The sequence below is a fragment of the Pseudomonas songnenensis genome, assembly GCF_003696315.1.
Lineage (GTDB): Bacteria > Pseudomonadota > Gammaproteobacteria > Pseudomonadales > Pseudomonadaceae > Stutzerimonas > Stutzerimonas songnenensis.
This window is the reverse complement of sequence record NZ_RFFN01000002.1, coordinates 494,368-517,478: the sequence shown is the minus strand read 5'-3', so window position 1 is coordinate 517,478 and position 23,111 is coordinate 494,368. Positions and strand designations below refer to the sequence as shown.

The following is a 23,111-nucleotide window of genomic DNA, read 5'->3' as shown; positions in this document are numbered from 1 at the left end:
CAAGGGCAGCACTTTGCGCTTTGCCAGATCATCGCCATCTCGATTAACGTTCCCACCTGCGGCGGTCCGCCGCCCCGTCACCGGCAGCGCCACAAGGAGCAGCATCCCATGAGCCTTTACGAAATCGCCTTTTCCGGCCAACTGCTCCCCGGCGCCAGGCTCGAGCAGGTCGAAGCCAACCTGACCAAACTGTTCCAGGCGGATGCGCAGCGCATCGCACTGCTGTTCTCCGGGCGCCGCATCGTCATCAAGCAGAACCTCGACTTCGCTGCGGTGGAGAAATACCGCCAGGCGATGGAGCGCGCCGGTGCGCAGGTGGAGGTCAAACCGATGCCGGTGGATGTCGAGGAAATCGAGCTGGCGCCACCACCGCCCGCAACTCCAGCAGCAAGCGCCGCACCTGCGCCACCTGCCGCCACCAGCGCGACCGCCGCCCCGGCAACGCTGAAGGTGACGCCTCGTGATGAATACATGGCCGCCTTTGCCGATGTCGAGGCGCCGGATTTTGGCATCGCCCCGGTGGGCGTCGACCTGCAGGATGCCCGTCCCGAGCCCGAGGCGCCGCGGGTGGACCTGTCCCAGTTCAGTCTGGCCCCGGTGGGCAGCGACATGGGCGAACTGCCACGCGACACGGCAGGCACCGTACCGGATATCTCGCATATCAAACTGCAGGATTGATCGCCGCATTTCGAAGGCGCTGGGCTGAAGCAGAACGCTGCCTAGCCCTGCCCTGCTTTATATTCGACACAGCAGGTTGAAGCGCCCCCCTCCGTCGGGTGTGCCGAAGCCAGCGGCGCGTTATCAAGCGAACTCACAGTGCCGCGCCATGCTCCAAACCTACAAGCCCGCAAAGTGCCTGTATTCATGGACCTCGTCGTTGCCCGCCCCGAAGGCCTGTATTGCCCACCCGGCGATTTCTATATCGACCCCTGGCGGCCGGTCGACCGTGCCGTCATCACCCACGCCCACGGCGACCACGCGCGCTGGGGCATGGGCCATTACCTGGCCTCCCGCGACAGCGAAGGCATCCTGCGCTCGCGCATTGCCGCCGACATGCCGCTGCAAACGCTGGGCTACGGCGAATCCATCGAGCATCACGGCGTAAAGCTCAGCTTCCATCCCGCCGGCCATGTGCTCGGCTCGGCCCAGGTGCGCATGGAATATCAAGGTGAGGTCTGGGTCGCCTCCGGCGACTACAAGGTCGAGCCGGACGGCACCTGCGCGCCGTTCGAGCCGGTGCGCTGCCACACCTTTATCACCGAATCGACCTTCGGTCTGCCGATCTACAAGTGGCCGGCGCAGGCCGAGGTCTTCCGCGAGATCAACGACTGGTGGCGCGCCAACGCCGCGGCCGGACGCGCCTCGGTGCTGTTCTGCTATGCCTTCGGCAAGGCGCAGCGCATCCTGCACGGCCTGGACGCGAGCATCGGGACCATCGTCGTGCATGGCGCGGTGGAGCCGCTGAACAAGGTCTATCGCGAGGGCGGCATCCACCTGCCACCGACGGTATATGCCGGTGACCTGACGAAGGGCGATCCGCGCCTGAAGCACGCCCTCATCCTCGCCCCACCCTCGGCTGGCGGCAGCACCTGGATGCGCCGTTTCGGCGACTACGCCGATGCCTTCGCCAGCGGCTGGATGATGCTGCGCGGCACCCGCCGTCGCCGCGGCGTCGACCGCGGCTTCGTGCTCTCCGACCACGCCGACTGGCCAGGCCTGCTCTGGGCCATCGAGCAGACCGGCGCCGAACGGGTGATGGTCACCCACGGGTCCGTTGCGGTGTTGGTGCGCTACCTGCGCGAAATGCGCGGCCTCGATGCCCAGGCCTTCGCGACCGAATATGGCGAAGAGGACGATGCCGCGACGGAGGGCGCCGCATGATCGAAGGCCACGCCGCTCGCCGATGCCGCGGCAAGCGCCGAAACGGAGGCGCCGTATGAAAGCCTTCGCCACGCTCTACAGCCGCCTGGACGCCACCACGTCGAGCAATGCCAAACTGGCCGCGATGCGCGACTATTTCCGCGAGGCCGATCCGGCCGACGCTGCCTGGGCCGTCTACTTCCTGGCCGGCGGCCGCCCGCGTCAATTGGTCCCGACCCGCGTCCTGCGCGAAACCGCCATGCAGGCGGCGGGCTTGCCCGAATGGCTGTTCGAGGAAAGCTACCAGGCCGTTGGCGACATGGCCGAGACCATCTCGCTGCTGATGCCCGAGGCCGAACACAGCTCCGAGGACGGGCTGGCCGTGTGGATGCAGGACCGACTGCTACCGCTGCGCGGCCTGCCGCCGGAGGAGCTGGCCGAACGCTTGCCGGCGCTCTGGGCACAGCTGGACCGGCTCAGCCTGATGGTCTGCATCAAGCTGATCACCGGCGCCTTTCGCGTCGGTGTGTCGAAGCTGCTGGTCACCCGCGCGCTGGCCTCGCTGGCCGACCTCGACCCCAAGCGCGTCGCACAACGCCTGGTCGGCTACACCGACCTGTCCCATCGGCCCAGCGCCGAGGGCTATCGTGCGCTGATCGCCGAGGAATCCGAGCATGAGCATGCCCAGCGCGGCGGCCAGCCCTACCCGTTCTTTCTCGCCCACTCGTTGCAGACGCCGGTCGAAGAGTTCGACATGCTGCTCGGTGCACCGGACAACTGGTTCGTCGAATGGAAGTGGGATGGCATCCGCGCCCAGCTGGTCAAGCGCGACGGGCAGATCTGGGTCTGGTCGCGCGGTGAGGAACTGGTCAGCGAGCGTTTTCCCGAGCTGTGCGAACTGGCCCGCTGCCTGCCCGACGGCACGGTGATCGATGGCGAGATCCTGGTCTGGAAGCATGCCCCGGAGACCCCGTCCGGCGAGCTGTTCGACATATCCGGCACCGGCGAACCCAGCGCCGGCGCCTTCGGTGTACAACCCTTTGCCCTGCTGCAGCAGCGCATCGGCCGCAAGAACCTCACCGCAAAAGTCTTGCAGGACGCCCCGGTCGCCGTGCTCGCCTACGACCTGCTGGAATGGCAGGGCGACGACTGGCGACAACGCGAACACCGTGAACGCCGGGTGCAGCTCGAAGCAGTGGTCGAACAGTGCCCCAACCCGCGCCTGATGCTCTCGCCATTGGTTACCGGCGATGACTGGGCCGATCTGGCCCGCCAGCGCGAAGCCTCACGCGCGCTGGGCGTTGAAGGCATGATGATCAAGGCGCGCGCCGCCCAGTACGGCGTCGGTCGGACCAAGGACGTCGGCGTCTGGTGGAAATGGAAGATCGACCCCTACTCCGTCGATGCGGTGCTGATCTATGCCCAGCGTGGTCATGGCCGCCGCGCCAGCCTCTACACCGACTACACCTTTGCCGTCTGGGACGGCGAGCCGGGCGACCCTGAGCGCAAGCTCGTGCCCTTCGCCAAGGCCTATTCCGGCCTCACCGACGAGGAAATGCGCAAGGTCGACGCCATCGTGCGCAAGACCACCGTGGAGAAGTTCGGCCCAGTGCGCAGCGTCACCCCGACACTGGTGTTCGAGCTCGGCTTCGAAGGCATCGCCGCCAGCAGCCGCCACAAGAGCGGCATCGCCGTGCGCTTCCCGCGCATGCTGCGCTGGCGCCTCGACAAGCCGGTGGACGAAGCCGACACACTGGAGACGCTCAAGGAGCTGCTTGGATGACCGGCCCGCCACCGCAACCCAGCTATCGCCATCTTCGCGGCCAAGGTCACTCCCCCGGAGCCAACCTTTCGCTCGGGCTCCAGCAGGCTACCCCATGAGTGATGCAACCGAGCTCTTGAGCGAGCAATGGTTCACTACCCGTGCCTGGCAACCCTTCCCGTTCCAGCAGGAGGTCTGGCAAGCGATAGGCGATGGCGAATCGGGCCTGCTGCACGCCACCACCGGCTCCGGCAAGACCTACGCCGTCTGGCTCGGAGCCTTAAATCGCTTCGCGACCAAGGCACCCTCTCCCACCGCGACGGACAAGCCGGCGCCGTTGACGGTGCTCTGGATCACCCCGATGCGCGCGCTGGCCGCCGATACCGCCCGCGCCCTGCAGGCGCCACTGGACGACCTCGGCATCGGCTGGAGCATCGGCCTGCGCACCGGCGATACCAGCGGGGCCGAACGTGCGCGACAGGGACGTCGTCTGCCCAGCGCGCTGGTGACCACGCCGGAAAGCCTGACCCTGCTGCTGACCCGCGCCGATGCGCGCCAGGCCTTCGCCGGTTTGCGCATGCTGGTGGTGGACGAATGGCACGAGCTCTTGGGCAACAAGCGCGGCGTGCAACTGCAACTGGCCCTGGCGCGCCTGCGCCAGTGGATGCCGGAGCTGATCGTCTGGGGCCTTTCCGCCACACTCGGCAACCAGCCCCACGCGCTGGACGTGCTGCTGCACCCCGGCAGCGGCAGGCTGGTGCAGGGCAAGGTGGACAAGGACCTACGCGTCGACACCCTGCTGCCGCCGAGCATCGAGCGCTTCCCCTGGGCCGGTCATCTCGGCCTGCGCATGCTGGCGCAGGTGGTCGAAGAGATCGACTCCGCCGCGACCACCCTGGTGTTCACCAATACCCGCTCGCAGTCGGAAATCTGGTATCAGGCGCTGCTGGATGCGCGGCCGGACTGGGCCGGGTTGATCGCTCTGCACCACGGCTCACTCGCACGCGAGGTGCGCGACTGGGTCGAACTGGGCCTCAAGCAGGGCGCGCTCAAGGCCGTGCTCTGCACCTCCAGCCTGGATCTGGGCGTGGATTTCCTGCCGGTCGAACGTGTTTTGCAGATCGGCTCGCCCAAGGGCGTGGCGCGGCTGATGCAGCGCGCCGGCCGCTCCGGACACGCGCCGGGGCGAACCTCGCGGGTCACCCTGGTGCCCACCCACAGCGTGGAGGTGGTGGAAGCCGCCGCCGCCCAGGTGGCCATCGCCGAGCGTCGCATCGAGGCCCGCAGCGCACCCCATCGCCCGCTCGACGTGCTGGTGCAGCACCTGGTGAGCATGGCGCTGGGCGGCGGCTTCCGCCCGGATGAGCTGTTCGCCGAGGTGCGCCAGGCCTGGTCCTACCGCGAGCTGACCGACGAGCACTGGCAATGGGCGCTGGCCTTCGTCCGCCATGGCGGGCATTCGCTGACCGCTTACCCCGACTATCAGCGCGTCGAGCCGGACGAAACCGGCCTCTGGAAAGTGCCCAGTCGCCGCGTGGCGCTGCGCCATCGAATGAGCATCGGCACCATCGTCAGCGACGCCAGCCTGACGGTGAAGTTCTGGGCCAAGGGCGGCAGCGGGCGTTCGCTGGGCAGCATCGAGGAAGGTTTCATCGCGCGCCTGCGCCCCGGCGACAACTTCCTCTTCGGCGGCCGCCTGCTGGAGCTGGTGCGGGTCGAGAACATGACCGCCTACGTCAGTCGCGCGACGGGCAAGAAGGCTGCCGTGCCGCGCTGGAACGGCGGGCGCATGCCGCTATCCAGCGAGCTGGCCGATGCCGTGGTCGAGCAGCTTGGCGCTGCCGCGCGCGAGCAGTTCACCACGCCCGAGATGCGTCTGGTCGAACCGCTGCTTCGCGTCCAGATGGGCTGGTCGGCGCTGCCCACCGAGACCACCTTGCTGGCCGAAGTGATGAAATCCCGCGAAGGCTGGCACCTGTTCCTCTACCCCTTCGCCGGGCGCCATGTGCACCTGGGTCTGGCCAGTCTGCTGGCCTGGCGCATGGGCCGGCATCAACCGCTGACCTTTTCCATCGCGGTCAACGACTACGGTTTCGAGCTGCTCTCGGCGACCGAGGTGGACTGGCTGCGCTGGCTGACGCCGGAGCTTTTCAGCGAAAACGACCTGCTGCACGATGTGCTCGCCAGTCTCAACGCCGGCGAACTGGCGCGCCGCCGTTTTCGCGAGATCGCGCGCATCGCAGGCCTGGTGTTTTCCGGCTACCCCGGCGCGCAGAAAAGCGCGCGCCAGCTGCAGGCTTCCAGCGGGCTGTTTTTCGATGTGTTCCGCCAATATGACCCGGCCAACCTGCTGTTGACCCAGGCCGAAGAAGAGGTGCTGCGCCAGGAGCTGGAAGTCGAACGGCTGCAGCAGACACTGACGCGGCTGCAGCAACGAACGCTGGACATTCATCAGGTCAAACGCACCACGCCGCTGGCCTTTCCGTTGATGGTCGAACGCTTCCGCGAAAGCATGAGCTCGGAAAAGCTCGCCGACCGCATCCGCCGAATGGTTGCCGAACTCGACAAGGCAGCCGGCCCTGGTGGCTATCAGCCGCAAGCAGACGCGAGCATTGCTGTCGAACGCGACACTCGCCCGAAGCGCAAACCCCGCGCGACCAAGGACGGCACGCCGCGGCCGAAAAAGGCGCGCCGCGCGACCCGATAGACAGGCAAGGTGAGCGTACCTGGCGCTGTGTATAAGCGACTCGGATGCGTCTCAACCCGCCCCGCGAGTGTCCACCCTGGCCCGTTGGCTGAACTCCTACAAGTCTGCAGTTGCACGACCCGCGCCGCCCGGCGCGTGGGAACCTGCCGCCGCACGCGATAAACTCCGCACATGACTTCTCACCTGCCCATCGAGCTGGAACAGACCGAACTCTGGCTGCTTGCCGAGAAAGCCATCTACTGGCCGGCGCAGCAGGCGTTGCTGATAGCCGATATCCATTTCGGCAAGGCCGCCGCCTACCGTCGACTGGGCCAACCCGTGCCCCACGGTACGACCCAGGCCAATCTTCAACGACTCGATGCCCTGCTTGCCCGTTACCCTTGCAAGCAGCTGATCTTCCTCGGCGACTTTCTGCACGCACCGGAGTCGCAGACGCCTGCCACGCTCGACCAGCTGCACGACTGGCGCGCCACTCACGCCGAACTGACAATCACGCTGATTCGCGGCAACCACGATCGCCGCGCCGGGGATCCGCCAACAAGCCTGGGAATGAACGTCGTTCCCGAGCCACTGCTGCTTGGCCCTTTCGCCTTGCAGCACGAAGCCGATCCGCACCCCAGCCACCATGTGCTCGCTGGCCACCTGCATCCGGCGTTTCGCCTCAACGGCCGCGGACGGCAAAACCTGCGGCTGCCATGTTTCTGCATCGGTGATCGGCTCAGCCTGTTGCCGGCCTTCGGCAGTTTCACCGGCACGATGACGGTAACCGCCGAAGACCGCTGGCAGATTTATGTGGTGGGGGATGGAGAGGTCTGGCCGCTGAAGCGCTCGGCGCCAATCAGGCCTGGGATATGCCCGTGATGGTAATGCCGTAGCGCTCAGCCAGCCGGGTAGCTGGCGTGTCCTCCAGATCAGGCTCATGCTCATGCTCGATCTCCTGATCCGGATACAACTCTTCTGCTTTGCGCGTGACGAGATCGACAGCCTCGTCGATGTCAGGCTGATGCTCGGAGTCGATCTTCAGAGTCGAAGTGTTGCCGTCTTTGTTGTACGCAATGATCCAGGTCGTCATGGAATGCCCCTCGCCTTGAATAAACCCATGCGGGCGTAATAACGCTCAACTTGGTTTTTGTAAGTTTTTAGACCCATCCGGCGCCGGCAGTTCGGTCCCTCACTTCAAAGTTAGCAGCTTTAATAGCAGGACGAGGTACAACCAGCCGGATGCCCGTCATCCGTGAAGCCCTTGCATGAGGAGGCTGAACCATGAGCGCTTCGCGTGCCCAAGCGCCCGCGCTATCCGAGGAACAGCTCATTACCCTGCTGCGCCAGCATGCCGAACCCTTGCCCGCGCTTGACGACCCGCACTTTGCCGACGCCTTCGAACGGTACGCCGATGCCCGGGTGGTGCTTATCGGCGAGGCCAGCCACGGCACATCCGAGTTCTACCAGGCCCGCGCTGCGATCACCCGTCGGCTGATCGAGCGTCACGGGTTTTCCATCATCGCGGCCGAGGCCGACTGGCCGGACGCCGCACGAATCGATTGTTACACCCGGCAGCGACAACCCGTCGCCTGGGTGGAGGATGCGTTCAAGCGCTTTCCGACCTGGATGTGGCGCAACCGCGAAGTGGAAGGCTTCGTGCATTGGCTGCGTGAGCACAACGCGGCCTTGCCGGCCGGGCAGCGGGTCGAATTCCGCGGCCTAGATGTCTACAGCCTCTGCAGCTCGATCCGCGAGGTACTGCGCTACCTTGACCGTACTGACCCGCCCGCCGCTGCAGCAGCGCGGCGACGCTACGGCTGCCTGAGCCCGTGGCAGGAAGATCCTGCCGTCTATGGCCGCAACGTCATGCTCGGCCAGCCTTCCTGCGAAACGGCGGTGGTCGAGCAGTTGCAAGCCCTGCTCGCCCAGCGCCTGGCGTACATCGGCCAAGATGGCGAGCGTTTCTTCAATGCCGAGCGCAATGCGCGGGTGGTACTTGCCGCCGAGCATTACTACCGTGCCATGTATCGCGGCTCGACCGAATCCTGGAACCTGCGCGACCGCCACATGTTCGACACGCTGAAAGCACTGCTCGACCATCGTGGAGCGGACGCCAAGGCAGTGGTATGGGCGCACAACTCGCACATCGGCAATGCCTCGGCAACTTCGATGGGCTGGGGCGGCGAGTTCAATATCGGTGAACTGTGCCGGACCGCTTTCGGTCGCGACGCGGTGCTGATCGGCATGGCGACAGACCGCGGTGAGGTGGCGGCAGCGGACAACTGGGACGAGCCCATGCGGGTCAAGCAGGTCGTCCCGTCCAGAGCGGACAGCTGGGAACACCTGTTCCTGCGCGCCGGCGTGCCGGCATCACTGACCGACTGGCGCAACGGGCAGAGCGAACTGCGCCCGGCGCTCGCCCAGCCAAGGCTCGAGCGCGCCATCGGGGTGATCTACCGGCCACTGACGGAACGCCAGTCACACTACTTTCGCGCCATCCTGGCGGAGCAGTTCGATGCGCTGATATGGCTGGAGGAGACCGGCGCGGTAACGCCGATCGGCCCGCAACAGACCGATCCGCAGATGGTGCCAGACACCTATCCGTTCGGAGAATGAGCGTCGCGGCACAGAACCGCTGCGCTGACGCCGGATGCCCTGCGCCACGTCGTGGGAACGGCGGCGCAGGTTACGGCTCGAGGCCGCTCAGGCTACCGGAGCGGGCGGTGGCTGATCCGGCACGGTAGGCTCACCCGGCTCGGTAGGCTGTGTCGGAACGCCGGGCTCGTCCGGGTCGCCCGGCACGCCAGCGGCGCGCCAGTACAGGGTATCGGCGTTGGGGGTATAGCGAATCGTCTGAGCGGCCATGATCTTCTCCACTGCATGTGCCCGCGGTAGCGAGCAGGTCTGCAGTAGAGACGCGGGCGGGCCTTTTCTATCCAACCTTCCGTCGGAGTGCGCGCCCGCCCCGCGGTATCACCACATCAGATCGTCCGGCACCTGATAAGCGGCGTACGGATCGTCGGCATCCGGCTCTTCGGTGCGGGTGTTGAGCTGTACCACACGCTGCGGGTCGCGCTCCTGGATCTTCAGCGCCGCTTCACGCGGGATCACCTCGTAGCCGCCACCGTGACGCACGATCGCCAACGAGCCGCTGGCCAGTTTGTCGCGCATCAGCTTGTTCACCGACAGACGCTTGACCTTCTTGTCGTCGACGAAGTTGTAGTAATCCTCGGTGGTCAGCTTCGGCAGACGGCTGGTCTCGATCAACTGCTTGATCTGCGCTGCACGGGCCTTCTGTTCGGCCTTTTGCTGCTGCTGGCGATTGAGCTCCTGATCGCGAGCGATCTTTTCGGCCTGCGCCTTCAGTGCCGCTTCGCGCTGCGAATCATCCTTCTCGACCTGGCCCTTCTTCTCCAGGCGCTGCTGCTTCTGCTTCTGCTTGACGGCCTGCTTGGCCTGCTTTTCGTTGACCAGCCCGGCTTTGAGCAGCTGGTCACGGAGGGAAAGACTCATGTTTCGGCTCGTCTCGTCATGAATTCAAGTGGGCGCCGGTGAGCGACGCTGCATCGCTCCACCGAGCGGCATTGTGGTGGATGTGAAAAGCCACATCCACCCCGGAAAGTGCAGTTAGCCGCAGGACGACGATTGCTCGGCCTTCTTCGCCTCGCCCCAGAGCGCATCCAGCTCGTCCAGATCGCAGTTCTCGATGGGCCGCCCCGCTTCGCGTAACGCCTGTTCGATGAAGCGAAAACGCCGCTCGAACTTGCCATTCGCGGCCCGCAAGGCGTTCTCCGGATCGACCTTTAGATGGCGCGCCAGATTGACCACGACGAACAGCAGATCGCCCAGCTCTTCGGCAATGGCTTGCGGATCGTTCTCGCTCATCGCCTCCAGCACTTCGCCGAGTTCCTCGCGAACCTTGTCCACCACCGGCAACGCCTCGGGCCAGTCGAAGCCGACCTGGGCGGCGCGCTTCTGCAACTTCGCCGCGCGACTGAGCGCCGGCAGCGCGCTGGGCACGTCATCGAGCAGGGACAATTGTTCAGGTGCGGCGGCTTTCTCGGCACGCTCCTCGGCCTTGATCGCCTCCCAGCGCTGCTTGATGGCCGCTTCATCGAGGCGCGGCAACTCCGGCGAGCCGTACAGGTCGCCATCCGGGAACACGTGGGGGTGGCGACGGATCAGCTTGCGGGTGATGGCATCGACCACCGTGGCGAACTCGAAGCGCCCTTCCTCCCGGGCCAGCTGGCTGTAGTAGACGACCTGGAACAACAGGTCACCCAGCTCGCCGGGCAGATGATCGAAGTCGCCGCTCTCGATGGCATCGGCCACCTCGTAGGCCTCTTCCAGCGTATGCGGCACGATGCTCGCGTAGTCCTGCTGCAGATCCCAGGGGCAGCCATGCTGCGGATCGCGCAGGCGGGCCATCAGGTGCAGGAGGTCGTTGAGTTGGTACATGGGATTCCTCAGCGAATCGAGGGCGGGTGAGAGGCGCTGACGGATCAACGGTGAATGTAAAAAGCGACATCCACCCTACGGTTCGGTCGCGGGCCAGAACGCCCGAAAACGTACTGCATCGCAGGGTGCGATGACGCTTCACCGATCCACCATGGCGCGCTAGGCGCGCCTGCACTGTGCCGCGCCTTACGTGGCTCTCTGGCGCTTGGCTTCGATGATGTTCGGCAGCTGCGAAATGCGGCTGAGCAAGCGACCCAGGGCGTTCAGCCCCGGAATCTCGATGGTCAGCGTCATCTGCGCGGTGCTGTCTTCCTTGTTCGAACGGGTGTTCATCGACAGCACGTTGATGCGCTCGTTGAGCAGCATCTGCGAGATATCGCGCAGCAGGCCGGCGCGGTCGTAGGCGCGGATCATGATTTCCACCGGATAGGTCTTTTCCGGCACCGGGCCCCAGCTGACCTGGATGATCCGCTCCGGCTCGCGCCCGGCCAGCTGCAGCACCGACGGACAATCCTGGCGGTGAATGCTGACACCGCGGCCCTGGGTGATGTAACCGACGATGGGATCGCCCGGCAGCGGCTGGCAGCAGCCGGCCATCTGCGTCAGCAGATTGCCGACGCCCTGGATCTGCACGTCGCCGCGCTTGCCCGGCTTGTATGGTGCCGAGCGGCGCGGAATCAGTTCCAGCTGGTCGTAACCGCGCTCCGGCTCGACCAGTTGCTGCGCCATGTTGACCAGGTGCGCCAGGCGCAGGTCGCCGGCGCCAAGGGCGGCGAACATGTCCTCGGCGTTCTTCAGGTTGGCCTTCTCGGCCAGCTTGTCGAAATCCACCGGCGGCAGGTCCAGGCGGCTCAGTTCACGCTCCAGCAGCGCCTTGCCCGCGGCGACGTTCTGGTCGCGGGCCTGCAGCTTGAACCAGTGAACGATCTTCGCCCGCGAACGCGAGGTGGTGATGTAGCCCAGGTTCGGGTTCAACCAATCACGACTCGGCGAGCCGTGCTTGCTGGTGATGATCTCCACCTGCTCACCGGTCTGCAGGCTGTAGTTAAGCGGCACGATGCGACCGTTGACTTTGGCGCCGCGGCAGTTGTGGCCGATCTCGGTGTGCACCCGGTAGGCGAAGTCCAGCGGCGTGGCACCCTTGGGCAGGTCGATGGCGTGGCCGTCCGGGGTGAACACATAGACGCGGTCAGGCTCGATGTCGACGCGCAGCTGGTCGGCCAGGCCGCCGATGTCGCCCAGCTCCTCATGCCATTCAAGCACCTGACGCAGCCAGGCAATCTTCTCCTCGTAATGGTCGGAGCCGGAGTTGACGTCGGTGCCCTTGTAGCGCCAGTGCGCACAGACCCCCAGTTCGGCCTCTTCGTGCATGGCGTGGGTGCGGATCTGCACCTCCAGCACCTTGCCCTCGGGGCCGATCACCGCGGTATGCAGCGAGCGGTAGCCGTTCTCCTTGGGGTTGGCGATGTAGTCGTCAAACTCCTTGGGAATGTGCCGCCACAGGGTGTGCACGATGCCCAGCGCGGTGTAGCAGTCGCGCACTTCCGGCACCAGCACCCGAACGGCGCGAACGTCGTAGATCTGGCTGAACTGCAGGCCCTTCTTCTGCATTTTTCGCCAGATGGAATAGATATGCTTGGCCCGCCCGTCGATCTCCGGCTGAATGCCGGCCGCGGTCAGTTCGTCCTTGAGCTGCTGGACGACATTGGTGATGTACTGCTCGCGGTCGAGGCGACGCTCGTGCAACAGCTGGGCGATCTGCTTGTACTGCTCGGGCTCGAGGTAGCGGAAGGACAGGTCCTCCAGCTCCCACTTGATATGGCCGATGCCCAGGCGGTGGGCCAGCGGGGCGTAGATGTCGAAGACCTCCCGGGCGACTCGCTGGCGCTTCTCGTCGTCGGCCAGCTTGACCGCGCGGATGGCGCAGGTGCGCTCGGCCAGCTTGATCAGCGCGACGCGCACATCGTCGACCATCGCCACCAGCATCTTGCGCAGGTTCTCCACCTGGGCCTGGGAGCCGAGCACGAGGGATTCGCGGGGATTGAGACTGGCGCTGATCGCCGCCATGCGCAGCACGCCTTCGATCAGCTTGGCCACCACCGGCCCGAAGCGCTGGTTCACGTCGGCCAGCTGGATCTTGCCTTCGCGGACGCCGCGATAGATGACCGCTGCGACCAGGCTGTCCTGGTCCAGTTTGAGGTCAGCGAGAATTTCCGCGATCTCGAGGCCGATCTGGTAGCTGGAGGTACCTTCACTCCAGAGATTCTGCGCCGCGTTGGCCTGCTGCTCCGCCTCGCGGGCGAACTCGCAGGCTTCTTTCAAGGCCGCACGGTCGAGTGCCGGGTCCATCCCCAGCACATGATCGAGCCAGCCATCCAGGTTGATACTGCCGTCCGTATTGATCGGCTGAAGCGCTCTGACCTGTACCATCTAACCTTCCCTTCTGCGCAGCAGCTGCGCCATGAACGCCGGCATTCTGTGTGCCGGTCGGTTGAACCACAGGCAAATCGCCTGTCAAGAATGCAGCATCGAGCGCTAACCCCGCTCGAACAACGCCATGGCCTCGACGTGTGCGGTTTGCGGAAACATATCCAGCACACCTGCACGTTTCAGACGATATCCCTGGCTGGCCAGCTCGCGCGCATCGCGCGCCAGAGTGGCCGGATTGCATGAAACATAGACCACGCGCTGCGCCTTCAGCATCGACATTTGTCGAACGATTTCCAGCGCGCCGTCGCGCGGCGGATCGAGCAGTACCGCGGCGAAACCGCTGCCTGCCCAAGGGGCATCGGCAAGCGGCTTCGACAAGTCGGCCCGATAAAAGTGCGCGTGCGCCAGACCGTTGCGCTGCGCGTTCTGCTGCGCGCGCGTCACCATCGCCTCGACACCCTCCACGCCCACCACTCGGGCACCGCTGCGCGCCAGCGGCAGGCTGAAATTACCCAGCCCGCAGAACAGGTCAAGCACCGCCTCATCCTTGCCGGCTTTCAACCAGGCCAGCGCCTGCGCGACCATCGCCTCATTGACTGGCGCGTTGACCTGGACGAAATCCCCGGGACGCCAGGCCAGCTCCAGATCCCAGGCATCCAGTCGGTAACCCAGGGTCGCCGCGGAATCATCCGGCTCAGGCTCACCGTCACCCTGCCACCAGAGCTGCGCCCCATTGGCGGTAGCAAAGCTGCGCAGACGCGCCACATCCATCTCCGGCAGGGCCGCCGTGCGGCGAATCAGCACTGCCTCGGCCGTGCCGCTGAACAGTTCGACATGACCGATAGCCTGCGGCTTGCTGAGCTCACGCAACGCCGTGAGCAAACCCGGCAGCAGTGACTGCAAGGGCTGTACCAGAACCGGACACTCGCGAATGGAGACAATTTCCTGACTGGAACTGGCGCGGAAACCGATATCCAGATGCTTGCTCTTGACGTCCCAGCGCACCGCCAGCCTGGCGCGACGGCGATAGCCGAAGGCCGGCCCCACCAACGGCTCGGCCCAAGCATCAGGCTGCAGATCAGCAACCCGCGCGAGCTGCTCGGCGAGCGTGTGCTGCTTCAGTGCCAGCTGATCGGCTATGGGGGCATGCTGCAGGTTGCAGCCGCCACACAGACGAGCGTGCGGGCAGGGTTCGACCTGCCGCTGCGCACTGGCCTGAAGCACGCGCTCGCAGCGCGCCTCGACCACCTGGCTGCGTGCGGACAGCACACGCGTCTCGACCTCTTCGCCAGGCAGTGCGCCCTCGACGAACCAGGTGCGCCCCTCGACGAAGGCGATGCCGCGCCCGTCATTGGCCAGCCGCTCGATGCTCAGGCGCTGTTTCTTGCCGACCGGCACCTGGGGCTTGCGCTCGCCGCCGCTGGGTTGAAAGCGCAGAGCGCCGCTACGTTTGGCCATCAGCTGACACCTGCGCTGTTGTGTTCGTGGAAAATGTCATGCGCGACGCAATGCGACGCATAGGAGTGCGCCGCCGATAAGCTGCTCAATTGGGTGCGTCGTACACGCCAGTCGACAGATAACGGTCGCCGCGATCGCAGATGATCGCCACGATCACCGCGTTCTCGACTTCCTGCGACAGCCGCAGCGCGGCGGCCACGGCACCACCGGAGGATACGCCGCAGAAAATGCCTTCTTCGCGGGCCAGACGGCGCATCACCTGCTCGGCTTCGGCCTGCGACATGTCGACGACGCGGTCGACGCGCTCGGCCTGGTAGATCTTCGGCAGGTATTCCTGCGGCCAACGGCGGATGCCGGGGATGGCCGCACCCTCCATCGGTTGCAGGCCGACGATCTGCACCGCCGGGTTCTGCTCCTTCAGATAGCGCGACACGCCCATGATGGTGCCGGTGGTACCCATGGAGCTGATGAAGTGGGTGATGCTGCCCTGGGTCTGACGCCAGAGCTCCGGGCCCGTGCTGTTGTAGTGAGCCTCGGGATTGTCTCCATTGGCGAACTGGTCGAGTACCTTGCCGCGGCCCTCGGCCTGCATCTTCAGCGCCAGGTCTCGGGCGCCTTCCATGCCCTCTTCCTTGCTCACCAGAATCAGCTCGGCGCCATAGGCAGTCATCGCCGCCTTGCGCTCGGCGGTGGAGTTGTCCGGCATGATCAGGATCATCCGGTAGCCCTTGATCGCCGCCGCCATGGCCAGGGCGATTCCGGTGTTGCCGGAGGTCGCCTCGATCAGGGTATCGCCAGGCTGGATGTCGCCGCGCAGTTCGGCACGGTTGATCATCGAAAGCGCCGGGCGATCCTTGACCGAACCGGCCGGATTGTTGCCCTCGAGCTTGACCAGAATGGTGTTGCTGGTCTTACCCGGCATCCGCTGCAGACGAACCAGCGGGGTGTTGCCGATGCAATCGGCAATGGTCGGATAGTGTGTAGTCATGGCGTCGCACGGCATCGGAAAAGGTCGCCATGATACCGGCAACGCTCGACGACGGGCAGACCGTCTCGACTGACCGGCAGCACTTCGACTGCAGTGGCCGGCCCGACCGCCCTAGGGCCGCGCAAGAATCTTCGGTGCGGCCTCGATGATCTGTCGCGAAAGATGCTCCATGCGCGGCGACTGCACCTTCCAGGTATGCCAGTACAGCGCGATCTCCAGCGGTTCGTCGGCTGCCAAGTCGACCACCTCACCCGTGCTCAATGCATCATGCAGCAACAGTTCGGGCACCATGCCGTAACCCAGGCCGTAGCGAATCGCGCTGAAGTGCGGCTCGGCACCGGGAACGAAGTGGCACGGATACGCCCCTTCCGGCAGCCCGAAGCGGCGCAGCAGGAACGACGACTGCAGCGTGTCCTTGCGCGTATAGGCGATCACCGGCGCCTTGCGCGCCGCATTGCGGGTCAGGCCGTGGGCGAAGTGTTTCTGGCGGAACTCGCTGGACGCCACCAGTCGGTAGCGCATGCTGCCCAACGGGCTGGCCGTGCAGCCGCGCATGGGCTTGGGTTCGGTACTGATGCAACCGATCGCCAGGCCCGTCTCCAGCAGACTGTAGGTGTGGTCCTGATCCTCGACGGTGAGATCGAGCAGGACCCGCTCGCGGATCAGCACCTCGGCCAGGGCCGGGAAAAACCAGGTCCCCAGGCTGTCGGCATTGAGCGCCGCCACCACTACCAGCGGCGCATCGCTACGCTCGGCGAGGTCTGCCAGCAGATCAGCCTCGAGCAAGGTGGCGCGCTTGAGGTATTGCAACAGGCGCTGACCCGTTTCGGTAGGCCGACAGGGCCGGCTGCGCACAACCAGCGCGCTGCCCAACGCACTTTCCAGAGCACGCACCCGCTGCGAGATGGCCGGTGGGGTCAGATGCAGGCGCTGCGCAGCCTGCTCGAAGCTGCCGGTGCGGATCACTGTGCGAAACGCTTCGGTCTGCTTCGGATCGAGATTCATGCGACCTGCCGATTAAGAAAATATTTGGATGGCCTAAAAATACTTAGCCACGACAAATTTAGCCATGCTTGCTCCATAATCGCGCACCTCGAGCTGCAGCGCCCCACCGGCGTGCAGCCTAGCCCGCCCGGAGAGTCGTCGTGGAACTGCTGCACACCATCTACCTGATCGCAATCACGGCCGAAGCCATGTCCGGCGCCATCATGGGCATGCGCCGCGGCATGGACCTGTTCGGCATCTGCCTGCTCGGCACGGTGACGGCGCTGGGTGGCGGGACGGCACGCGACGTACTGCTCGGCCACTATCCGGTCGGCTGGATCGCCCATCCGGAATACCTCACCTTCACCATCGGCGCGGCGATCGTCACCGGCTTCATCGCCCGCCACCTGCATCACCTGCGCATGGTCTTCCTGCTGGTGGACGGCCTCGGCCTGGTGGCATTCACGGTGATTGGTTGCGACGTGGCAATGGGCATGGGCGCGCATCCGTCCATCGTGGTGCTGGCAGGCGTGATCACCGGCATCTTCGGCGGGCTGATGCGCGACGTACTGTGCAACCAGGTACCAATGGTGCTGCAGCGCGAGCTGTACGCCACCGTGGCGCTGTTCACCGGTGTGTTCTACGTCGGCATGCTGTGGCTGGAGATCAACACCACCCTGGCCACCCTGGCGGCCCTGGGCAGTGGCTTCCTGTTCCGCGTGCTGGCGATGACCTTTCACTGGAAGCTGCCCGACTTCAACGGCAAGGAGATTCGCGGCCTGGACTGACCAGCGCGGCGTCAGGGCTTGATCTGACGTGCAGATTCCACCGGGCCGAGCCGCTACACTAGCGCGCTGCAATCCAGGATCGGTGGACGGACTGTGCTGAAAGACCTAGGAATTCGTGGCCGCGTACTGATGCTGACGCTGTTGCCCAGCACCCTGCTGGCGGTGGTACTCGGTGCCTACTTCACCTGGATGCAATTGTCGGAAATGCGCCACCAGCTCGACGAGCGTGGCCAGCTGATTGCGGAGCAGCTCGCGCCGCTCGCCGCCCCGGCGATGAACCTGGGCTACGACAAGCGCCTGCAGCGCATCCTGACCCAGGTGCTGGACCAGGCCGATGTCCGCGCTGTGACCATCCTCGACCCGGAACGTGTACAACGCGTGCATGCCGGCCCACGCATGCTGACACCGCCGCCGCCGGGCGATCCGGAAGGCCTGACCCGCGTCAGCAGCATGGATCACACACGCATTCTGATGCCGGTCCTCAGCCGTCACCTCAACCTCGCCGACGAGGCGCGCGGTCCGGACGAGAAGCTGATCGGCTGGCTGGAACTGGAACTGTCCCACCACAACACCCTGCTGCGCGGCTACCGCAGCCTGTTGACCAGCCTGTTCCTGGTCGGCGCGGGCCTGATCATCACCGCCCTGCTGGCGCTGCGCATGAGCCGCACCATCAGCCTGCCGCTGCAACGGGTGAAGGCCGCCGTTGCGCAACTGAAGGACGGCCATCTGGAAACCCGCCTGCCGCCGCTGGGCAGTCACGAAATGGATGAACTCGCGTCCGGCATCAACCGCATGGCCGAAGCGCTGCTCAGCGCCCGCGAAGAGTTGCAACAGAGCATCGATCAGGCCACCGAGGACGTGCAGCAGAACCTGGAAACCATCGAGATCCAGAACATCGAACTGGACCTGGCGCGCAAGGAAGCCCTCGAAGCCAGCCGAATCAAGTCCGAGTTCCTGGCCAACATGAGCCACGAGATTCGTACCCCGCTCAACGGCATCCTCGGCTTCACCCAGCTGCTGCAGAAAAGCGACCTCACGCCGCGCCAGCAGGACTATCTGGGCACCATCGAGAAATCCGCCGACAGCCTGCTCGGGATCATCAACGAGATTCTCGACTTCTCCAAGATCGAGGCCGGCAAGCTGGTTCTCGACAGCATTCCGTTCAACCTGCGCGACCTGATCGAGGACACCCTGACCATCCTCGCCCCGGCAGCGCATACCAAACAGCTCGAACTGGTCAGCCTGGTCTACCGTGACACCCCGCTGTCGCTGGTGGGCGATCCGCTGCGCCTCAAGCAGGTGCTGACCAACCTGATCAGCAACGCCATCAAGTTCACCAACGAAGGCACCATCGCCGTGCGCGCGATGGTCGAGGACGACAATGCCGATCGCGCTCAGCTGCGCATCAGTGTGCAGGACACCGGCATCGGCCTGACCGATCAGGACCTGCGTGCGCTGTTCCAGGCCTTCAGCCAGGCGGACAATTCCATGTCACGCCAGCCAGGCGGTACAGGGCTCGGGCTGGTGATTTCCAAGCGCCTGATCGAGCAGATGGGCGGCGAGATCGGCGTCGACAGCATTCCCGACGAAGGCTCTGAGTTCTGGATCAGCCTGAGCCTGCCGAAAGCCCGCGATGATGTCGAAGACCTGCCTCACCCGGCGCTGCAAGGCCGGCGCATTGCACTGCTCGAGCAGCATCCCCTGGCGCGTCAGGCCCTGCAGCACCAGTTGGAAAGCCTCGGCCTCGAGGTGCACACCTTCGATACGCTCGATCAGATGCAGACGGCGATCGGCGCACAGCGCCAGAGCAGCCAGCTGATCGACCTCGCCGTGCTCGGCGTCACCGGTCGCGAAATCCAGCCGGAGGCTCTCAGCCGGCGGCTGATGGAAATCGAGGCACTCGGCTGCAAGTGCGTGGTGCTCTGCCCGACCACCGAGCAGGCGCATTACCACGATACGCTGCCGGAAGTGCACAGTTATACCCAGCTGCAGGGCAAGCCCGCCTGCACGCGCAAGTTGCAGCGGGTTCTGGTGGAGCTGGTACGCCCGAATCAGGCATACGCCGCCTCCACCGCCGGCGCCGCTCCCAGTCGTGCTGCTCGGGTTCTCTGCGTCGACGACAACCCCGCCAACCTGCTTCTGGTGAAGACACTTCTCGGTGACATGGGTGCCGACGTCGTTGCCGTGGACAATGGCCCCGCGGCGCTGGACGCGGTCAAGCAGCACAGCTTCGATCTGGTCCTGATGGACGTGCAGATGCCCGGCATGGACGGACGCCAAACCACGGAAGCCATCCGGCACTGGGAGCACACCAGTGGCAGCACCCCGCTGCCTATCATCGCCCTCACCGCTCATGCGCTGGCCAACGAAAAGCGCTCGTTGCTGCAAAGCGGCATGGATGACTACCTGACCAAACCCATCAGCGACCGGCAGCTGGCTCAGGTGGTGCTCAAGTGGACAGGTCTGGTCCTGCGCAGCCAGCCACAGCATTCGGAGCCGTTCCCGCAACCAGAGCCCAGCCTCAAGGTGCTCGATAAAGAAGAAGGTCTGCGCCTGGCTGCCGGCAAGGCAGACCTCGCCGACGACATGCTCGGCATGCTGCTGCAGTCTCTGGAGGGTGATCGCCGCACCATCCGCGAGGCGCGGCAGTCGGGCGATCGCCAGGCATTGATCGAGCGCGTGCACCGCCTGCACGGCGCGACCCGTTACTGCGGCGTCCCGCAGTTGCGCAATGCCTGCCAGCAGAGCGAGACCCTGCTCAAGCAAAACCACCCGGACAGCGAGGCCGCACTGGACGAACTGGATGCAGCCATCGACCGCCTGGAACAGGAAGTCCAGGTCGACGACTGATCGGCCTTCCCGGGCGCCAGAAGCGCCAGTCCGAGCCCGTCGCGTTGCCCCGCCAATTCAGGAACCCGCATGAACGACCACCCTGCCTCCGAAACCTTCCAGCATGCCGAACTCGATTGGGACGAAAACGGCCTGCCGCAATCGCGTCAGTACGGCGACGTGTATTTCTCGCGCGCCAGCGGACTTGCCGAAACCGAGCACGTGTTTCTTGCGCAGAACGAGCTGGCTCAACGCTTCGCCGCGCTGCAGAGCAACCAGCATCTGGTGATCGGCGAGACCGGCTTCGGTACGGGTCTGAATTTCCTCTGCGCCTGGCAATTGTTCGAGCGCACCGCCGATGCGCAGGCGCACCTGCATTTCGTCAGTGTCGAGAAACACCCGTTGAGCCACGACGACATGCAGCGCGCGCTGGCATTGTGGCCGGAGCTCCAGACCCAGGCGGGACAGCTGCTGCAGCAGTACGTCGCGCTGAACCCGGGGTTTCAGCGCTTCGTCTTTGCCGGTGGACGCGTGGTGCTGACGCTGCTGATCGGCGATGTACTCGATTGCCTGCCCAGCCTGGATGCACGGGTCGACGCCTGGTTTCTCGACGGCTTCGCACCGGCCAAGAATCCGCAGATGTGGCAGCCGGCGCTGTTCGCCGAACTGGCCAGGCTGTCCGCACCAGGCGCCACCCTCGGTACGTTCACCAGCGCCGGTTTCGTCCGCCGCGGCCTGATCGAGGCCGGCTTCGACATGCAGCGGGTACCCGGTTACGGCCACAAGCGCGAGATCCTGCGCGGGCGCCTGCAGGCGGTCGCCGATCCGGTGTCAGACAAGCCCTGGTTCGCCCGGCCCAGCCATGGCATCGCCGAACGCCGGGCCGTCGTGATCGGGGCCGGGCTGGCGGGCTGCGCCACCGCCGCATCGCTGGCTGCCCGGGGCTGGCAGGTCAGCGTACTGGAGCGCCACGCCGAGCCCGCACAGGAAGGCTCCGGCAATCCTCAGGGTGTTCTCTATCTGAAGTTATCCGCCCACGGCACCGCGCTTTCTCGGCTGGTTGTCAGCGGCTTCAGCTACACCCGCCGACTGCTGGCCAACCTGCAAGCAGGCCAGGACTGGCAAGCCTGTGGTGTTCTGCAGCTGATCTATGACGACAAGGAACGCCAACGCCAGGCTGAGCTGGCGGAAGCGTTTCCGCCATCACTGGTTCATCCGCTCGAACGCGACGCTGCCGAAGCACTGGCAGGGATCAAGTTGCCCGCCGGCGGCCTGTTCTATCCCGATGCCGGCTGGGCCAACCCGCCCGCCCTGTGCCGCTGGCTGCTGCAGCAAGACGGCATTGAGCTGCTGCAGCATCATGAAGCACTCGAGTTGCAGCACAACGGCAGGTCCTGGCAGGTGCTCGCTGGCGAAAAGGTTCTCGCCGACGCACCCGTGGTGGTACTCGCCGGTGCTGCTGATGCAGCCCGTTTCAGCCAGAGCGCTTGGCTGCCGCTCAAGCGCATTCGCGGGCAGATCTCCTGCCTGCCGGCCAACGCCGAAAGCGGCCAGCTACGTACCGTGCTCTGTGCCAAGGGCTACGTCGCACCGCCACGCGACGGCACGCACACCCTGGGCGCGAGCTTCAACTTCCAGCAAACCGACGACGCCCCCAGCATCGCCGAACATCAGGCAAACCTGGAAATGCTGGAGCAGATCTCATCCGATCTGTATCAGCGGCTTCAGGCGGACCCGCAGCAGACCGCCGCACTGCAGGGACGCGTTGCATTCCGCTGCACCAGTCCGGATTACCTGCCACTGATCGGCCCGCTGGCCGAGCCGCAGGCCTTCGCCGACACCTATGCCGCGCTGGCCAAGAACGCACGGCAATCCCAGCACGCCGCCTGCCCTTGGCTGGAAGGCCTGTACGTCAACACCGCCCATGGCTCGCGCGGCATGATCAGCGCACCGCTGTCCGGCGAACTGCTGGCGGCCTGGTTGAATGACGAACCGCTCCCGCTGCCAAGGGAAGTGGCCGAAGCCTGCCATCCCAATCGCTTTCTGCTGCGCAAGCTGATCCGCGGCAGCTGATCGCCAGCCAGCGTTTCGCCGCGGCTGCTTGCATCACTACCCGCACCCAAAGGATACTCCCCCCCCTATACAAACGAGCACGCGGAGGTCCCATGAAATCGCTGTCCCTATTCGCCCTTGGCCTGTTCACCCTAGGGGCGCACGCAGCTTCTGCCGTCGATAGCGAGCAGCTGCGCAGCGAAGCAGCCAGCCTGATCCCCCCATTCCAGCAGCAGTTGCTCGGCACGATGAAGCAGGCCATGAGCGACGGCGGCCCGGCCCAGGCTGTCGAAGCATGCCAGGCGCTGGCACCGAGCATCGCCGAACAACACAGTCAGGCACCGTGGAAAGTCGGTCGCACGGCGCTCAAACTGCGCAATCCGGACAACGCGCCGGACGCCTGGGAACGCTCCGTGCTGGAGCAGTTCGCCCAACGTGCCGCGGCGGGCGAGCCAATCCAGGAGATCAGCCACGCTGAGGTGGTCGATGGGCAGTACCGTTACATGCAGGCGATCGGCACTGCGGAAGCCTGTCTGGGCTGCCACGGCGAAAAGATCAAGCCAGAGCTGCTGAGCCTGCTCGACCAGCGCTACCCGCAGGACCAGGCACGCGGCTTTCGTGAAGGTGATCTGCGTGGCGCCTTCACCCTCAGCCGTCCACTGGCTCCCTGAACTGCCGATCCGTATGTGAAGGCGTGATACCGTCTCGGTTCGCCGCTGGTAGTTGGGAACACGCGCTGACGTGAACGTACCAATGTCATGAGCGACGGCCGTGTTTACAGACGGAGCACCATGATGAAGTCGGCGACACCAT

At 65.3% G+C, this 23,111-nt stretch carries 18 protein-coding genes; 10 read left to right on the top strand and 8 right to left on the bottom strand.

The features are described 5' to 3' along the window. Positions 1-108: 108 nt before the first annotated feature. From EA798_RS06845 to pdeM, 5 genes are all read left to right on the top strand, one after another. Complete coding sequence (locus EA798_RS06845; RefSeq protein ID WP_106158253.1) at positions 109-678, top strand: hypothetical protein; 570 nt, start codon at positions 109-111, stop codon at positions 676-678. A 186-nt stretch (positions 679-864) separates the two neighbouring features. After that, complete coding sequence (locus tag EA798_RS06840) at positions 865-1,881, top strand: ligase-associated DNA damage response exonuclease (RefSeq protein WP_122098472.1); 1,017 nt, start codon at positions 865-867, stop codon at positions 1,879-1,881. 55 nt (positions 1,882-1,936) lie between these two features. Next, positions 1,937-3,643 (top strand): ATP-dependent DNA ligase, encoded by a 1,707-nt coding sequence (locus EA798_RS06835; protein ID WP_122098471.1) that lies wholly within the window; start codon positions 1,937-1,939, stop codon positions 3,641-3,643. Positions 3,644-3,737: 94 nt separating this feature from the next. Next, positions 3,738-6,329: a ligase-associated DNA damage response DEXH box helicase gene (locus EA798_RS06830; protein WP_122098470.1), complete on the top strand. Its 2,592-nt coding sequence runs from the start codon at positions 3,738-3,740 to the stop codon at positions 6,327-6,329. Between the two features lie 171 nt (positions 6,330-6,500). Next, positions 6,501-7,190 (top strand): ligase-associated DNA damage response endonuclease PdeM, encoded by a 690-nt coding sequence (gene pdeM / locus EA798_RS06825; RefSeq protein ID WP_122098469.1) that lies wholly within the window; start codon positions 6,501-6,503, stop codon positions 7,188-7,190. On the opposite strand, the gene EA798_RS06820 is transcribed toward pdeM, so the two are convergent. Then, positions 7,168-7,401: a hypothetical protein gene (locus EA798_RS06820; protein WP_106158248.1), complete on the bottom strand. Its 234-nt coding sequence runs from the start codon at positions 7,399-7,401 to the stop codon at positions 7,168-7,170. The two genes, pdeM and EA798_RS06820, sit on opposite strands and share 23 nt — an antisense overlap. Positions 7,402-7,592: 191 nt before the next feature. Here EA798_RS06820 and EA798_RS06815 point away from each other — a divergent pair, with 191 nt between their 5' ends. Beyond that, positions 7,593-8,927, top strand: a complete 1,335-nt coding sequence (locus tag EA798_RS06815) for an erythromycin esterase family protein (protein ID WP_122098468.1) — start codon at positions 7,593-7,595, stop codon at positions 8,925-8,927. Positions 8,928-9,014: 87 nt separating this feature from the next. Here EA798_RS06815 and EA798_RS20620 read toward each other — a convergent pair whose 3' ends face one another. The 7 genes from EA798_RS20620 to EA798_RS06785 all read right to left on the bottom strand — a co-directional run bounded on the left by EA798_RS20620 (position 9,015) and on the right by EA798_RS06785 (position 16,650). After that, positions 9,015-9,176: a hypothetical protein gene (locus tag EA798_RS20620; protein WP_162557715.1), complete on the bottom strand. Its 162-nt coding sequence runs from the start codon at positions 9,174-9,176 to the stop codon at positions 9,015-9,017. 108 nt (positions 9,177-9,284) lie between these two features. Next, positions 9,285-9,824 (bottom strand): DUF2058 domain-containing protein, encoded by a 540-nt coding sequence (locus tag EA798_RS06810; protein WP_106158246.1) that lies wholly within the window; start codon positions 9,822-9,824, stop codon positions 9,285-9,287. A gap of 114 nt (positions 9,825-9,938) precedes the next feature. Continuing rightward, entirely contained in the window at positions 9,939-10,769 is an 831-nt protein-coding gene (gene mazG, locus EA798_RS06805) for a nucleoside triphosphate pyrophosphohydrolase (RefSeq protein ID WP_122098467.1), read from the bottom strand. Positions 10,770-10,955: 186 nt separating this feature from the next. Next, positions 10,956-13,199: a GTP diphosphokinase gene (gene relA, locus EA798_RS06800; RefSeq protein ID WP_106158244.1), complete on the bottom strand. Its 2,244-nt coding sequence runs from the start codon at positions 13,197-13,199 to the stop codon at positions 10,956-10,958. Positions 13,200-13,304: 105 nt separating this feature from the next. Further along, positions 13,305-14,657: a 23S rRNA (uracil(1939)-C(5))-methyltransferase RlmD gene (rlmD, locus tag EA798_RS06795; protein WP_122098466.1), complete on the bottom strand. Its 1,353-nt coding sequence runs from the start codon at positions 14,655-14,657 to the stop codon at positions 13,305-13,307. A gap of 85 nt (positions 14,658-14,742) precedes the next feature. Then, positions 14,743-15,645, bottom strand: coding sequence for a cysteine synthase CysM (gene cysM / locus EA798_RS06790; protein WP_106158836.1), 903 nt, complete (start codon positions 15,643-15,645; stop codon positions 14,743-14,745). A gap of 111 nt (positions 15,646-15,756) precedes the next feature. Further along, entirely contained in the window at positions 15,757-16,650 is an 894-nt protein-coding gene (locus EA798_RS06785; RefSeq protein ID WP_122098465.1) for an HTH-type transcriptional regulator ArgP, read from the bottom strand. A gap of 140 nt (positions 16,651-16,790) precedes the next feature. Here EA798_RS06785 and EA798_RS06780 point away from each other — a divergent pair, with 140 nt between their 5' ends. The 4 genes from EA798_RS06780 (at position 16,791) to EA798_RS06765 (ending at position 22,969) form a co-directional block, all read left to right on the top strand. Next, positions 16,791-17,417 carry a trimeric intracellular cation channel family protein gene (locus tag EA798_RS06780; protein WP_003283735.1) on the top strand — a complete coding sequence of 209 codons (627 nt, stop codon included), beginning with the start codon at positions 16,791-16,793 and terminating at the stop codon, positions 17,415-17,417. Between the two features lie 93 nt (positions 17,418-17,510). Beyond that, the gene (locus EA798_RS06775) at positions 17,511-20,267 is read left to right on the top strand and encodes a response regulator (RefSeq protein ID WP_208643711.1); all 2,757 of its coding nucleotides are present in this window, start codon (positions 17,511-17,513) and stop codon (positions 20,265-20,267) included. Positions 20,268-20,336: 69 nt separating this feature from the next. Beyond that, positions 20,337-22,319 (top strand): bifunctional tRNA (5-methylaminomethyl-2-thiouridine)(34)-methyltransferase MnmC2/FAD-dependent 5-carboxymethylaminomethyl-2-thiouridine(34) oxidoreductase MnmC1, encoded by a 1,983-nt coding sequence (mnmC, locus tag EA798_RS06770; RefSeq protein ID WP_122098463.1) that lies wholly within the window; start codon positions 20,337-20,339, stop codon positions 22,317-22,319. A 92-nt stretch (positions 22,320-22,411) separates the two neighbouring features. Beyond that, a complete protein-coding gene (locus EA798_RS06765) occupies positions 22,412-22,969 on the top strand; it encodes a Tll0287-like domain-containing protein (RefSeq protein WP_122098462.1) in 558 nt (185 codons plus the stop codon). Positions 22,970-23,111: the final 142 nt, after the last annotated feature.

Excerpts from the sequence above, each read along its gene's own strand:
- EA798_RS06845 (WP_106158253.1), top strand. The coding sequence starts at position 109 with ATGAGCCTTTACGAAATCGCCTTTTCCGGCCAACTGCTCCCCGGCGCC.
- EA798_RS06840 (WP_122098472.1), top strand. The coding sequence starts at position 865 with ATGGACCTCGTCGTTGCCCGCCCCGAAGGCCTGTATTGCCCACCCGGC.
- EA798_RS06835 (WP_122098471.1), top strand. The coding sequence starts at position 1,937 with ATGAAAGCCTTCGCCACGCTCTACAGCCGCCTGGACGCCACCACGTCG.
- EA798_RS06830 (WP_122098470.1), top strand. The coding sequence starts at position 3,738 with ATGAGTGATGCAACCGAGCTCTTGAGCGAGCAATGGTTCACTACCCGT.
- pdeM (WP_122098469.1), top strand. The coding sequence starts at position 6,501 with ATGACTTCTCACCTGCCCATCGAGCTGGAACAGACCGAACTCTGGCTG.
- EA798_RS06820 (WP_106158248.1), bottom strand. The coding sequence starts at position 7,401 with ATGACGACCTGGATCATTGCGTACAACAAAGACGGCAACACTTCGACT.
- EA798_RS06815 (WP_122098468.1), top strand. The coding sequence starts at position 7,593 with ATGAGCGCTTCGCGTGCCCAAGCGCCCGCGCTATCCGAGGAACAGCTC.
- EA798_RS20620 (WP_162557715.1), bottom strand. The coding sequence starts at position 9,176 with ATGGCCGCTCAGACGATTCGCTATACCCCCAACGCCGATACCCTGTAC.
- EA798_RS06810 (WP_106158246.1), bottom strand. The coding sequence starts at position 9,824 with ATGAGTCTTTCCCTCCGTGACCAGCTGCTCAAAGCCGGGCTGGTCAAC.
- mazG (WP_122098467.1), bottom strand. The coding sequence starts at position 10,769 with ATGTACCAACTCAACGACCTCCTGCACCTGATGGCCCGCCTGCGCGAT.
- relA (WP_106158244.1), bottom strand. The coding sequence starts at position 13,199 with ATGGTACAGGTCAGAGCGCTTCAGCCGATCAATACGGACGGCAGTATC.
- rlmD (WP_122098466.1), bottom strand. The coding sequence starts at position 14,657 with ATGGCCAAACGTAGCGGCGCTCTGCGCTTTCAACCCAGCGGCGGCGAG.
- cysM (WP_106158836.1), bottom strand. The coding sequence starts at position 15,645 with ATGACTACACACTATCCGACCATTGCCGATTGCATCGGCAACACCCCG.
- EA798_RS06785 (WP_122098465.1), bottom strand. The coding sequence starts at position 16,650 with ATGAATCTCGATCCGAAGCAGACCGAAGCGTTTCGCACAGTGATCCGC.
- mnmC (WP_122098463.1), top strand. The coding sequence starts at position 20,337 with ATGAACGACCACCCTGCCTCCGAAACCTTCCAGCATGCCGAACTCGAT.
- EA798_RS06765 (WP_122098462.1), top strand. The coding sequence starts at position 22,412 with ATGAAATCGCTGTCCCTATTCGCCCTTGGCCTGTTCACCCTAGGGGCG.